The organism is Escherichia sp. MOD1-EC7011 (assembly GCF_002965005.1).
Classification (GTDB): Bacteria; Pseudomonadota; Gammaproteobacteria; order Enterobacterales; family Enterobacteriaceae; genus Escherichia; species Escherichia ruysiae.
This window is the reverse complement of the sequence record NZ_PTRD01000019.1, coordinates 116,117-130,342: the sequence shown is the minus strand read 5'-3', so window position 1 is coordinate 130,342 and position 14,226 is coordinate 116,117. Positions and strand designations below refer to the sequence as shown.

The following is a 14,226-nucleotide window of genomic DNA, read 5'->3' as shown; positions in this document are numbered from 1 at the left end:
CACTGTTTGCCCCCTTTCCCTGGAAGGCGAGAGGGCCAGAGTAGAGTCTTTATATACACCGACGCTGGCCTGTTCCCCTCACCCTAACCCTCTCCCCGAAGGGGCGAGGGGACAATCCGTGCGCTTGCCTGGCTTTGTCATCAGCCTGAGCCCCGCCGAAGCGGGGCTAAACACGGTTAGTGGTGCGAAGAGATCTTCACGCCGCCTTCCGGGATTGGAACGTACGGCGTTTCTTTGTCAGTACGTTTGTCGCTGTTACGCACCTTCAGCCAAGTTTTGAAACCGTAGAAGATGATGCTGTACACCACAATCAGGAACAGAATACTCAGACCCGCGTTGGTGTAGTTGTTCACAACGATGTGGTTCATGTTGGCAATCTGCTGCGCCGTCAGGTCAGTACCGTTAGCAATCTTCTCTTTGTACTGGCTTGCCATGTAGAAGAAGCCTTCCATCTGCGGGTTGGTGCTGAACAGTTTCAGACCCAGCGCCCAGGTGGTGCAGATAAGCAGCCATACCGCCGGAACAACAGTTACCCAGATGTATTGGGTGCGCTTCATCTTAATCAGCACAACGGTGCCCAGAACCAGTGCCACGGCTGCCAGCATCTGGTTGGAGATACCGAACAGCGGCCACAGGCTCTTAACGCCGCCCAGCGGATCGACCACGCCCTGATACAGCAGGTAGCCCCACAGACCCACACAGCCCGCTGTACCGATGATACCGGCAACCAGAGAGTCGGTTTTTTTCAGGAACGGGATGAAGTTACCCATCAGGTCTTGCAGCATAAAGCGGCCAGAACGCGTACCGGCATCCAGTGCGGTCAGGATGAACAGTGCTTCGAACAGAATACCGAAGTGATACCAGAAGCCCATGTCAGCCATCGGCAGCACTTTGTGGAACACGTGAGCGATACCTACCGCCAGCGTCGGCGCACCACCTGCACGGTTCAGGACAGAAGGTTCACCAATGTCTTTCGCGGTTTGCAGGATCTGCTCTGGCGAAATCACGAAGCCCCAGGAGCTGACGGTTGCTGCCGCGTGTGCGGTAACGTCTTTCAGCTGCGCCATGATGATCGGCGCGTTCTCGCCCCCCATTTCATGCAGGTTAGGCATGGTGATGCCGAGACCCGCAGGCGGGGTATTCATCGCGAAGTAAAGACCCGGTTCGATGATGGACGCAGCAACCAGCGCCATAATCGCCACGAAGGACTCCATCAGCATTGCGCCGTAGCCAATGAAACGCGCGTCGGTTTCGTTAGCCAGCAGTTTCGGCGTCGTACCGGAAGAGATCAGTGCGTGGAAGCCAGATACCGCACCACAGGCGATGGTGATGAACAGGAACGGGAACAGAGCGCCTTTCCACAGCGGGCCAGTACCGTCAATGTACTGGGTCATCGCAGGCATTTTCAGTTCCGGGTTCAGTACCACGATACCCAGCGCCAGGCCGACGATAACGCCAATTTTCAGAAAGGTTGCCAGATAGTCGCGCGGTGCGAGGATCAGCCACACCGGCAGCAGTGCGGAAACAAACGCATAGCCTATCAGCGCGAAGGTAATGGTGGTGTCTTTAAAGGTCAGTGCCGGACCCCAGTACGGATCGTGAGCAATCACGCCACCGAAGTAGATAGAGGCAACCAGCAGCACGATACCAATGACAGAGACTTCACCCACACGCCCCGGACGGATAAAGCGCATGTAGATACCCATAAACAGCGCAATCGGTACGGTTGAGCAAACGGTGAAGACACCCCACGGACTTTCGGCCAGGGCTTTAACCACAATCAGCGCCAGGACGGCGAGGATGATGATCATGATTAAGAAACAGCCAAACAGCGCGATAGTCCCCGGTACTGACCCCATCTCTTCTTTGATCATCTCACCGAGAGATGCGCCGTTACGGCGAGAGGAGATAAACAGCACCATAAAGTCCTGAACCGCACCGGCCAGCACCACCCCCGCCAGCAGCCACAGCGTACCTGGCAGGTAGCCCATCTGCGCGGCGAGAACCGGACCAACCAGCGGACCGGCACCGGCGATAGCGGCGAAGTGGTGACCAAACAACACGTAACGGTTGGTCGGAACGTAGTTCAGACCGTCGTTGTTAATAACCGCAGGCGTCGCGCGCGTGGGGTCGAGTTTCATCACTTTCTGGGCGATGTATAGGCTGTAGTAGCGATAAGCCACCAGATACACCGACACAGAGGCGACCACGATCCATAGGGCGCTGACGTGCTCCCCCCGACGTAATGCAACTACCGCGAGGCAGAATGCACCGATGATTCCAAGAATCACCCAGGGTATGTGCTTGAATATCTTTTTAGTATCCATAGTAAAACCTGGCATGTATTGATTAATAGTTGGCCGAAGCCGTTCTAGGTTTGCGTTGCGTTTGAGGAGGTAAATTGACCGCTATCCTGCAGTGATGTTGCCAGAGTTACGCGCGCGTAAAGTAAGGTAAATAACTGAGTGGTTAAATTAGGGACGTAAGCGGTCAGTTTTGCGGTTGAGCGGTATTGAGCAAGGTTTATGAAGGCTATTTATGTGATATTGATCACAACCGAAGCGATTTTTAGCCCTCAGTTGTGTTACTCATATAAAAATTATATTCATGCTATATATATTAAAACCCCATTTCCTCACTGATAATATTATTTTGGCCAATAATATTAATCTATTGGCAAATATCCTCACGTTCAAAATAGATACAGCTAATGTGAAAAATAAGAAAGAAAAATATATCAATACGTGGTTATTGTATTTTTGAACAAAAATAAAAAAGTGAGGTAAATTTAATCAATTTCAGGTCGCTACCTATAAAGTTTTCTCATTCCAGGCCGAAAATTCTGCTATCGGTCAACAGGAAAAGAGAAACCATGTTAAAACGTATCAGGATCGTGACTAGCTTACTGCTGGTTTTGGCCGTTTTCGGCCTTTTGCAACTGACATCAGGCAGCCTGTTCTTTAACGCTTTAAAAAAGGACAAAGAAAATCTCTCCGTCTTACAAACCATTCGCCAGCAGCAATCTACGCTAAATGGCAGTTGGGTTGCGTTGTTGCAGACGCGTAACACCCTCAACCGTGCGGGTATCCGCTACATGATGGATCAGAACAATATTGGCAGCGGTTCAACCGTCGCCGAGCTGATGCAGAGTGCCACTATTTCGTTGAAACACGCGGAAAAAGACTGGGCAGATTACGAAGCACTACCGCGTAACTTGCATCAGGGCACAGCGGCTGCTACGGAGATCAAACGTAATTACGATATCTATCACAATGCACTGGCGGAGCTGATCCAGTTGTTAGGGGCGGGCAAAATCAACGAGTTTTTTGACCAACCTACTCAGGGATATCAGGACGGTTTCGAGAAGCAGTATATGGCGTACATGCAGCAAAACGATCGTCTCTATGACATCGCCGTCGCTGATAATAATGCTGCCTTTAACCAGGCAATGTGGGTGCTGGCGGGTGTTCTGATCGTCGTACTGGCGGTCATCTTCGTCGTCTGGTTTGGTATTAAAACATCGCTGGTAGCGCCGATGAATCGCCTGATCGACAACATTCGTCATATTGCTGGCGGCGATCTGGTGAAACCGATCGAGGTAGATGGCTCCAATGAAGTGGGGCAACTGGCAGAGAGTTTGCGCCATATGCAAAGTGAACTGGTACGTACCGTGGGTGATGTGCGTAATGGTGCAAATGCCATCTATAGCGGAGCCAGCGAAATCGCTACCGGTAATAACGATCTCTCTTCACGCACCGAGCAGCAAGCCGCTTCGTTAGAAGAGACGGCAGCCAGCATGGAGCAATTGACTGCGACAGTGAAACAGAATGCCGAGAACGCGCGACAGGCAAGCCATCTGGCGTTAAGTGCTTCCGAAACGGCACAACGTGGCGGTAATGTGGTCGATAGCGTGGTACAAACTATGCGCGATATATCTACCAGTTCGCAGAAAATCGCCGATATTATCAGCGTCATCGACGGCATTGCTTTCCAGACTAATATTCTGGCCTTGAATGCGGCGGTCGAAGCAGCGCGTGCGGGTGAACAAGGGCGTGGTTTTGCGGTGGTCGCGGGAGAAGTGCGTAATCTGGCTCAGCGTAGCGCCCAGGCGGCGCGTGAAATTAAAAGTCTGATTGAAGATTCGGTTGGCAAAGTGGATGTCGGATCGACACTCGTCGAAAGCGCCGGGGAAACTATGGCGGAGATTGTCAGCGCCGTGACCCGCGTGACCGATATCATGGGCGAAATTGCCTCCGCTTCTGATGAGCAGAGTCGCGGTATCGATCAGGTTGGTTTAGCGGTTGTTGAGATGGACCGGGTAACGCAACAGAACGCTGCGCTGGTGGAAGAGTCAGCCGCTGCTGCTGCCGCGCTGGAAGAGCAGGCCAGCCGCCTGACTGAAGCTGTGGCTGTATTTCGTATTCAGCAAGAGCAACAGCGTCAGCGCGAAGCGTTGGCGGTAAAAACGGTGACGCCGGTTGTGCCGCGTAAAGCGGTAGTGGCTGATGGCGGGGATAACTGGGAAACGTTTTAATTGCCACAAAAAATGCCCGATAAGCGATGACTTATCGGGCAAGGGGAGATTACTCTTTATGCGGATCGCTAATGGGTTGATGTACCATGAAGATGTACGCCAGCGCGCCTGCTGCGGTGACGCAACCGCAGATGAGCAGCGCCAGACGGAATGAGTGAGTGGTATCGACAATAAAACCGGTAATAATCGGTGCTAATGAGGCACACATGAAGCTGGCAAAGTTCTGGATACTGCCCACTGACGCAGCCATGCGAGAAGCGACCGCTACGTGAACCAGCCCCCAGCAGGAGGTTCCAGCAAAGTGAAGGCAGAACAGCGCCATGCCAATCAGCAGAACCGCACTCATGGGGGTTGTCGCTTGTGGTACTACCAGAGTAAAGGCGGCTGAAATGAACATCCCGGTAACAATACAGAGCTTACGGTTCTTAATCGGCTTCATCCCGCCTTTGACCAGCCAGTCGGTCACATATCCGTTGAGTAGCATCCCGATCCCACCAAACAGGAAAGGTATTGCTGCCATCAAGCCCGTGCTTTTTAAATCCAGGTGATAGACTGTTTGCAGGTAACCTGGCAACCAGGCAATGTACAACCACCCCGCATAGTTCATACCACTGAAACCGAGCATCATTCCCCACATTGTGCGGTTACGAAACAGGCTGCGCCATTCGGCAAAAGTGAGTGGGTCGCGGCGGGTATTGACGCTACCGGCGTTGAGATAGGTTTGTTCAGCGGCGGTCAGCACCACCTGCTCGCGGTTGCGATAGAACATAAACCAGGCGATGGCGAGAAAAATGCCCAGTAAGCCGATGGTTATAAACATCCCACGCCAGCCGATGGCCAGCATTATCGCCGCCAGAATCGGCGGGCTTATGGCAATACCAATGACGGAGGCCGCGTTGAAAAAGCCCATCGGGCGTCCACGTTCTTTGATGTTGTACCAGTCGTTAATCACTTTAACACCGCACGGGTTCATGGGAGCCTCACCGATCCCCATACCTATGCGCATCAGCACGAACTGCGCCAGGCTGTGCACCATGCCAGACATTGCCTGAAACAGCGACCAGACGATCATCCCTAGCCCCAGCATCAGGCGTGGGCCTTTGCGGTCCAGCAGTATGCCTGCGGGCAATTGCGCAATCCCGTAAGAGAGCGAGAACACGGAGAGTAAAGCGCCCATCTCGGTGGCGTTTAACCCCAGCTCTCCACGAATAGTTACATTTGCTACCGACAGCGAACTGCGATCGAGAAAATTTATTACCGCAGCAATAAATAATAACAACATGGCGGTGGTTTGAATGTGTTTAATTCGGGGACTGCGTTGAATTAATCCATTTGGTGGCACGGGGATATCTACCGACGACGATGAGCGAAAGGACGAATGCGGATCGAGGGTAATATTTTCTTTTTCCACGCCGAACTCCTGTATTTATAATATTTTAATTATTGCGTAATTATGTATTGCGCAGGGTTAATATTAATGGCAGATGAAATTTTTAGGATTTCACTACCGCTCACAAAAAAACATTTATAGTCGACTGGTTGCGAGCATAGGTAAGCCGGAAATTTCGGGCGTTTATATTTTGATAAAACCGTGCACAATCTAATAGTTTGCTGTTTTTAATCTGTATTTAATAAACGTACCGCTTGTTCTTCTTGATGGAACGAATCATCGCTTGTTTAGCTGAATTCAAATGGTTACGTAGTGCAAGCGTTGCATCCACATAGCTGCGGCAAACCAAAGCACTGAGAATAGTCATATGCTCATCTATGGCAATAATATTGCGCTGCCTGCGATCGTTTTCGTCCCATTGATAGTGGAAGTGGAAGATGACGGAGATAATATCAATGGATTGATTGAAAAAGATATTGTCAGTGGCTGAAAGCAATAAGGAATGGAACTCTCTGTCCAGTTGCGAGAAGGTGTGAAAATTACTGCCGATGTTGTCACGCAGCATTCGGTGGCGTTCGAGCATGGTTTTCACCTGAAACCAGCGCGGATCATTATCAGGCAGAGTGAGAAAACGCTGGATTGAGCGCGTTTCCAACATTTCGCGCAGTTCAAAAAGCTGCTCGGCGTAGGATTGATCGAAATGCTTTATCCTCCACTGACCGCGTTTTTCGCTTTGGGTGAGGTTGTAGCACCATAATTTTAAAAGATATTTTCTTGCCGTAATCGAGCTGACACCTGCCGCTCGCGCCAGTTTGTAGCTCAGAAAAAGTTTCACCAGGCAACAACTGACGCTGATTTATCATCGTGAAAAAAAACTGCTCAAATACTTTATCCTGCTCACTTATCGAAGCTGCGGGACAGGCAAAACCATCGTTGTGATCAGGTTTACGCGTGATGACGTGGTCATTTCCGACCTGCGTCAGGACACCGCATTCGCGTAAGTGGCTGAGAACATGACGCACCGTGGTGCGACTGACGTTGTACATTTCCGCTAGTGAGCTTTGCGATGGGAGTGGGGAAGGGATATGACCACATACCATCTCATCAATAAACTGGTTAACTACATTATGGCGTAAATTTTGTGAGCGACTCATATTTTTCTCCTTGTCGCGCTATTAAAACCCGATTTAAAACATTTTTATGCGTGTATTTTCACAAAATAGATTTTCTATTTCACTGGCATTTTTCATTTTCATTGATATCTAAGATAACAAAAAATGGAGAGCAGAATTATGCCTAAGATAAATACATTAATTTGCCAGAAACCGAAAGAATTAGTCTGGAAACAATATGAAATGCCTATTCCCGGTGGCGATGAAGTATTGATAAAGATTAAGTCTGTCGGAATTTGTGGTACTGATATTCATGCCTGGGGTGGGAATCAACCATTTTTTAGTTATCCACGTGTGTTAGGCCATGAAATATGTGGCGAGATTGTTGAATTAGGTAAAGATATTGCTGATCTCAAAAATGGTCAGCAAGTTGCCGTGATCCCTTATATTGCCTGCCAGAAATGCCCGGCGTGTAAAAGTGGTCGCACCAACTGCTGTGAAAGCATTTCGGTCATTGGCGTTCATCAGGATGGCGGTTTTAGTGAGTATTTAAGCGTGCCAGAGGCGAACATTTTGCCCGCAGATGGCATTGACCCGCAGGCGGCAGCGTTGATTGAACCCTTCGCCATTAGTGCTCATGCGGTACGTCGCGCGGCAGTTGCGCCTGGTGAGCAAGTGCTGGTGGTCGGGGCGGGGCCAATCGGTTTGGGAGCTGCGGCAATCGCTAAAGTTGATGGCGCACATGTGGTGGTGGTGGATACCAGTCCGGCGCGGCGTGAGCATGTGATAAGGCGTCTGGATCTGCCCGTGCTTGATCCGTTCGCAGAAGATTTTGATGACCAACTACGTGCGCAATTTGGCGGCTCTCTGGCGCAGAAAGTGATCGACGCGACAGGTAATCAACATGCGATGAATAACACTGTTAATCTGATTCGCCACGGTGGCACGGTAGTCTTTGTCGGCCTGTTTAAAGGCGATTTGCAAATCTCTGATCCAGAATTCCACAAAAAAGAAACCACAATAATGGGTAGCCGTAACGCTACGCCGGAAGATTTTGCGAAAGTCTGGCGGCTGATGGCGGAAGGGAAAATCACTGCTGACATGATGTTAACCCATCGCTATCCGTTCGCCACGCTGGCAGAAACCTATGAGCGCGATGTGATTAACAATCGTGAGTTGATTAAGGGCGTGGTTACTTTCAGAGAATGAGTGACTGGTAAAGTGGCTATGCAGTGTTGGACACTATTTTTATTTATCAATAATGTTTTGTTGGTCGGATAAGACGTTTACGCGTCTTATCCGACCTGTAAATCCGTCAGTGTTTACCCTTCACGCGCCACCACTTTAATTTCCACCATCCCGATACCGAGTTTACGCGGCGAGTGACCGAGAATATTCCCCTCGTTGGTTGCGACAGGTTCCGGCGGCACAATCACCAGTGTGTCGGCATCGGTTGGGTTATCGAAATACAGCGTAGTGGTGGTTACTTCGTTGCCCAGCACGATGGTTTGTTCTTCATTGCCAACGCGTACCGGAATGGGGCGGCTGGCGTTATTACCGTAGGCTTTGGCGGTAATCACCAAATCAAATTTCTTCGGCAGCGGATGCTTGTACTCGATTTTCACTTCATCGCCAAGCTGTGCGTTGGACCAGCGTCCCCACGACTCCGGACGGGAAATCCCGCTAAACTGTTTCACCTCTTCCGGCGCACCCGCGACGTTAAAGATGAAACTGTCTGCTTTGTAGCGAATATCGTTATCGACAATCTTCAGTGTATCGACATTGCCTTTGTAGCGTTCCATGTCGATGACCGTGTCCTTAAATGCCGTTTTACCTTTCCATTCTGGCTTATCGACATGCTGCACTGTTTGTTGCCCGCCAAGTTGCCCCTGTGAAACACACCAGTCGGTAGAAAGCGCCAGTTCCGGCGCCCACAACTGCCCCATTTTGTAGCAGCGGTCAACCCAGATGAAATTATCACGTGGGGCGAAATCGGCCAGTTGGAAACGCAGTGGCGCGGAGTATTCACTTTCTGGCAGTGGTTCCACTCGTTTGTCTGAAACCCGCAACAGCAGCGGCAAACGGAAATGACTACCTGAGAAGGCGATCATATTTTTATTCTGATTGATGGTAAATTCTTTTATCTCGGTGGGGAATTTCCACAGACGAATGATATCCGGTTTCCACGCCAGTACTTTCTCTTTCATGTTGAGGAACACTTCTGACATTGACTGACCAGAAAGGCTACTGCGTCCGAGGCCGATAAAATTATCACCACCAAGGATATCCAGTACCGTAGCGCCGTTATCCATCGTGTTGCGTTTCACCGCCAGCGTCTCTTGCTGCGGTTTGTCGCCACGGATGACAAAAAACAGGTTATTGCGATCCTGCTTATTGAGGTATTTCCACGCCGTGTTGTTCATCGCCAGATGGTCGGAAGAGACCACAATGACGGTATCTTTAAACCACGGAGAGGCTTTGATTTTATTGATAAACGCCGCAATGTTCTCCTGGCTGCAACTTACCGCGCTGAATGACTGGTTCGGTTTACCGTCAAAATCATATTTTTTGCGATTACAGGTACGAGAGATAAAACCATCCGGGTGATGGGTATCGACCGTCAGGGTAAACAGTGAGAACCGTTGACCGGAGCGAGACAGCTCCTCAAATTTTTTCCATGCTTCATCCAGCACGGTATCGTCGTAGAATCCCCAGTCGTTGCGATAATGTGGGTCTGCGACCACGCTTTTCAGCTCTTCCGAGCCGTACAAATGGTCGAAACCGTGTGATTTCAGGAACACATCTTTACCAGCAAAACGCAGATTGGCTCCCTGTACGAAATAGTTCTGATAACCCGAGTTTTTCAGAATATCGCCCAGACAGATGTTCTGCGGGAAGAAGCTGGAAACGGATGCAGAAGCGTTGCCTTCAAATGGAGCAAACAGCGGAATACCGCACTGGGAAGCCACCATGCCCGCAATCGTGTAGTCCGTTCCCGGCAACTGCTGCGTGTGGCTGAAATCCAGACTTTCATTTTTCAGCGCGCCCAATTCAGGCGTGAGATCCGGGAAAGCATCGTTGTCAAAATAGGTGCGCTCGAGGCTTTCTCCGTAGATATAAACCAGGTTGAGTTTCGGGTCAGGAATGGTTTTCGACGGTTCTTTATAATAAGCCGCAAAGTCCGGATCGCCGTCGCGTGACTGTGATTTCACCAGTTCCGTTATCTGACGAAACGCCGGGCTGGCATCGACAGAACCCAGTGCCAGCAAGAGCGCCAAAAGGCTGTAACCAAAATGGTGCGGATGATGACGGCGGCGGCGCAGGATCCAGCCCAGTGCACCGAAAACGACTGCCAGTGCCAGTACAATGCCAATACCTGGCAGGATATATTTGCTGACGCCTGCACCGGTCAGGCTGTTGGTTAAGGTATAGAGAACCGCGTCGTTAATGCCATCGCCAGTAAAGTAGTCACTGGCAAAAAGGGTGATATTTAAAACGACAAATAGCCCCAGCACCGTTAATGTGGCGGCAAACCACCAGGTGTTACGTCCCGCTTTCCATGCGTAGATCAGCACAGAGGCGAGAAACAAGGCAAATGAGAGTAGTTCTGACAACGGGCGATCCTCACTAAACCAGGCTGTGTAGCCGATGCTTAAGATTTTTTGAGAAACACAATGTAATGGCGCTGCCATATTGCTGCAATTCTAGTGTCAAAAAAATGCGATGTTGTTAGGAATTAGTTTATAAACAGACTTTTTTGATCGGGGTTGTTTCCCGCATAGCAGGGGATGAAAGCGTCAGAAGCGGGAAAAAGAGAAGGGGATTGCCGCGCCAGCCGATTAACAGCTAAAACGCGGCGTTATGCGGATCAAGAGATAAAGTTCAGACCTTGCTTTAATACCAGATCGCAGGCTTTGGTTTTCACTTTCTCCGCCAGCGGAGTCGTACCGATGTTATCCAGATTAAGCTGCTGGCCATCTTTGGTTTTCAGCAAACCCTGAATACCGTCCAGATAGTTGGTGTCTTCTTTCTGCTCTTCGCTGTTCAGACCTAACTTTTCCAGCACCTGGTTTTTGATGTTTTCCGCATCGGTCACCGAAGCTAGCTTTTGCTTCGCGCAGTATTGCAGAATGCCTGCGGCATTGTTCATGTTATCTGCGCTTAATGCCTGGTTGCCGCTACTAAGCAGGTTAGTTAATGAAGCGAGCGACCAGCCGCCTTCCTGTGTAGTGCTGTTTTGATTGCTTAACTCGCTGGCGGCACTGGAGAGCGCATCTTTCCAGGAAGCGGCATTTACCCCGGTGGAAATTAATGCGCTGGCGGTAATTGCACAGCACAGAAGGTGTTTAACAGTTTTCATCATCATTACTCAAGGTGGAATTGTGTCGCAGTATAACGCCGGGAATGGGGATTAATACTCTTTACCCGTTACCCGACTACGATAACTGTCCCAGTTGAAGATCACCCACAGACTGTTACCCAGGCGCATACGATCCATAACACGCTCGCCCAGCAACTTCGTCATTTCTTCCATATTGCTGTTCGTCAGCATTCCGGTTGGGCGCTTGGAAGAAGAACGACGATCGACGATCTGATTGATGATCACTTTTTCGTATTTAGATTCGGTCTGCACGCCGATCTCGTCGATCACCAGTAGATCAACGTTGCTCAGATCGTTGAGCAGTTGTTCTTCACTGACGCCGCTATTTCTGAAGGTATCTTTCATCGCCGACATAATATCGGCAACAGTAATAATCAATACCGATTTGCCGCGCAGCAGTAGTTCGTTGCAGATTGCCGCCGCCAGATGGTTTTTACCGGTGCCCGGCTTGCCAGAAAAGATAAAGCTGGCGATGTTGCCGTCGAACTCTTCGACATATTGACGCGCTTTGCTCAACGCATTCATCTGCCCTTCGCATTCAACACGATAGTTCTCAAAGGAACAGTTCTGATGCAGCGGACGAATGCCGGAGCGGTTAAAGGTGCGCTGCATTTTCATGGCTCGATTCTCGCGCTCCAGAGCGGCGGAGCGGAGCGCCCCTTGTTCTTTCTGCCACGCCAGAAGTTCTTCACCCGTTTTGAAGGCGGGTTTGATATGGGCAGGCATCATTTTTTGCAGGCGTTGCATCAGGTCGCCAACGTTTTTCATCGTTACCCTCTGAATCCTGGTGGAATTTGGCTGTCAGGTTCGCTGACCGTGTTCACATCTCGTTTGGCTAGTCCGCCGTTGCTGGCGCGGCCAATTTGCAGACTGCGCGCCAGTTTTTGCTGCCACTGCACATGGTGAAAAACTTTACCTTCCGCCTGCCAGTAGGCAATGAATGAGGCCAGTTCTTCGGCGGTAGCGGGTTCTCTTAGTGCCACGCCCCATAACGCGGCCTGGCGGGTAAAGTCGGCATCGGGTCGCCAGTCTGGGTACATGGCAAATTTCCCCATCGGTACGGCAACGGGGGCAGTTTGCGGTTCCTGATAGAGTTGATCGTCCAGAGCGATATCGCTTCCCGGACGTGCCAGCTTTTCTTCCAGCGCCAGCAGTTCAGCAAGACGCGCGGGCGTGACGGCATAAAACGCCGGAGCGTTGTTAGCAAATACGGCAACCATTCCGCCTTCAGCTTTTGCCAGAACGGTCTGGTGATCGTGTACCAGGGCGTCAATACCAACGACGTCCGGGGTCAAAACTCTGGAAGACATACTGTTTCTCAATATGGAACGATGAACGAGAAGGGAGATTACTTTTATAGTAACACACGGATGAAAGGAGGCTGTCTCTCATCCGTGTGCTTTAAGCGAGGCAATTTTATACGCGAGGGCGCTTGCGGTACAACCATAATCCAGGAATGGAAAGGCCGATGGATAATGCTCCAACAATTGATGACGCCGTAAGAAAGTTGGTTAACAGGGTAATCATCAACGGCTCGCTGTAACCTAACTGACTGATTTTTACAGCTGAAATCATTGCTGTATAAGCAGAGATGCCAGGGAACATAGGGATAACGGCCGCCACGGTAAAGACTTTTGGATGCGCCAGATACCAGCGCGACCATTGAATTCCAATGGTGCCGACCAGCATAGAGGCCATAAAGGTTGACCACTCAATATTCAGCCCGGTAGTCATTAAGATCATTCGTGAACCATGACCAATCGCGCCAAGCAGCGCACACCAGCGTAACGCTCGAACCGGAACGTTGAATACCATCGCAAATCCGACGGCAGGAATTGCCGCGAGGATCATATCCTGCACCAACGCTATGAGAAATTCGATTATACCCATCCACGTAGCCCCCAAATCGTGAGTGCCATCACCACGCCAACGCAGGTAGCCAACGTCAACAGGCTGGCAATCGCCCAGCGTGCCAGCCCGGTATTGATGTGGCCTTTAAACATATCGGCGACGGCATTAATCAACGGAAAGCCCGGCACCAGCAATAGAACGCTGGCCGCCATCGCGATGGTAGGCGTATGACTGAATGTCGGAAGTTGTAAAAGGAGGCCGGAAATCGTGGTGGCGGCAAATGCGGTGAGGCAAAAGTTTATCTGTGGGTGAAGATGGCGTTGTGCCAGCAGTTGGCGGATATACATGGCGATCATGCTGGCGAAGAACGTAATTAGCGCGCCGTCCCAGCCACCGTTATTCAGTTTGCAGAAACAGGCGCAAGAAAGTCCTACCATCAAGGCTACCAGCCAACGCGGATAGCGCAGAGGATGTATTTGGCTAAAACGCTTCTCCACACCTTTGTAATCCAGCAATTTATGTTCCGCCAGAATCACAATGTGTTGTACTTCAGTAACCACATGCATATTAATGCCGCGATCCTGATTTTTACGTGTCGAGGTTAAACATTGACCATCTTTAATGGTGGTTAGCACAATTGCGTTGGAAGAGATGGAGCTTTCAACGCAGTCCATCCCCAGCGCGCGCCCAAGTCGTGAAGAAAGCTCATCCACCAGCGCACTTTCCGCCCCGTGCTGCAAAAGAAATAATCCGCACTGGATACATAACCGTGTTACGGCTCGCTGTTGCTCAGTTTGCATAACTCGCCCTTTGTCATAGACGTGCTGCGTATTGTTCAAATAATGAGGCCCCATTTGTATCATGAAGCGCGGTTGTTTTGGGGTTGGTTAAGATCAAAATTGTGCTGATTAATTCTGGTTATGGCGACAGGAAGCGATCTGCGTCAGAGGTCAAATAA

Annotated in this window: 10 protein-coding genes and 1 pseudogene; 2 read left to right on the top strand and 9 right to left on the bottom strand. The window is 50.3% G+C overall.

All coding sequences use genetic code 11. The annotated features are described in order from the left end of the window. Window positions 1-176 precede the first annotated feature (176 nt). Complete coding sequence (gene btsT / locus A7098_RS09365; protein ID WP_105280699.1) at window positions 177-2,327, bottom strand: pyruvate/proton symporter BtsT; 2,151 nt, start codon at window positions 2,325-2,327, stop codon at window positions 177-179. A gap of 545 nt (window positions 2,328-2,872) precedes the next feature. Here btsT and tsr point away from each other — a divergent pair. Then, the gene (gene tsr / locus A7098_RS09355; RefSeq protein WP_105280698.1) at window positions 2,873-4,534 is read left to right on the top strand and encodes a methyl-accepting chemotaxis protein; all 1,662 of its coding nucleotides are present in this window, start codon (window positions 2,873-2,875) and stop codon (window positions 4,532-4,534) included. Window positions 4,535-4,583: 49 nt separating this feature from the next. Here the strand turns inward: tsr and A7098_RS09350 are convergent, their stop codons facing one another. Beyond that, a complete protein-coding gene (locus A7098_RS09350) occupies window positions 4,584-5,945 on the bottom strand; it encodes an MFS transporter (protein WP_085460289.1) in 1,362 nt (453 codons plus the stop codon). 217 nt (window positions 5,946-6,162) lie between these two features. Beyond that, window positions 6,163-7,078, bottom strand: a pseudogene (locus tag A7098_RS09345) (FCD domain-containing protein). Between the two features lie 138 nt (window positions 7,079-7,216). Between A7098_RS09345 and A7098_RS09340 the strand changes: the two are divergent. Next, window positions 7,217-8,245 carry a zinc-binding alcohol dehydrogenase family protein gene (locus A7098_RS09340; protein ID WP_105280697.1) on the top strand — a complete coding sequence of 343 codons (1,029 nt, stop codon included), beginning with the start codon at window positions 7,217-7,219 and terminating at the stop codon, window positions 8,243-8,245. A 113-nt stretch (window positions 8,246-8,358) separates the two neighbouring features. Here A7098_RS09340 and opgB read toward each other — a convergent pair whose 3' ends face one another. The 6 genes from opgB to A7098_RS09310 all read right to left on the bottom strand — a co-directional run bounded on the left by opgB (window position 8,359) and on the right by A7098_RS09310 (window position 14,068). Then, window positions 8,359-10,650, bottom strand: coding sequence for a phosphatidylglycerol--membrane-oligosaccharide glycerophosphotransferase (opgB, locus tag A7098_RS09335; protein ID WP_105280711.1), 2,292 nt, complete (start codon window positions 10,648-10,650; stop codon window positions 8,359-8,361). Window positions 10,651-10,904: 254 nt separating this feature from the next. Beyond that, complete coding sequence (gene yjjA, locus A7098_RS09330; protein WP_077629660.1) at window positions 10,905-11,399, bottom strand: DUF2501 domain-containing protein YjjA; 495 nt, start codon at window positions 11,397-11,399, stop codon at window positions 10,905-10,907. Window positions 11,400-11,447: 48 nt separating this feature from the next. Further along, window positions 11,448-12,185, bottom strand: coding sequence for a DNA replication protein DnaC (gene dnaC / locus A7098_RS09325; RefSeq protein ID WP_000799918.1), 738 nt, complete (start codon window positions 12,183-12,185; stop codon window positions 11,448-11,450). A 2-nt stretch (window positions 12,186-12,187) separates the two neighbouring features. Next, a complete protein-coding gene (dnaT, locus tag A7098_RS09320; protein WP_010346632.1) occupies window positions 12,188-12,727 on the bottom strand; it encodes a primosomal protein DnaT in 540 nt (179 codons plus the stop codon). Between the two features lie 106 nt (window positions 12,728-12,833). Further along, on the bottom strand, window positions 12,834-13,307 hold the full coding sequence (locus A7098_RS09315) for a threonine/serine exporter (RefSeq protein WP_105280696.1): 474 nt from the start codon (window positions 13,305-13,307) through the stop codon (window positions 12,834-12,836). Further along, a complete protein-coding gene (locus A7098_RS09310) occupies window positions 13,298-14,068 on the bottom strand; it encodes a threonine/serine exporter ThrE family protein (protein ID WP_024212502.1) in 771 nt (256 codons plus the stop codon). The genes A7098_RS09315 and A7098_RS09310 overlap by 10 nt, the downstream gene beginning before the upstream one ends. Between the last annotated feature and the right edge of the window lie 158 nt (window positions 14,069-14,226).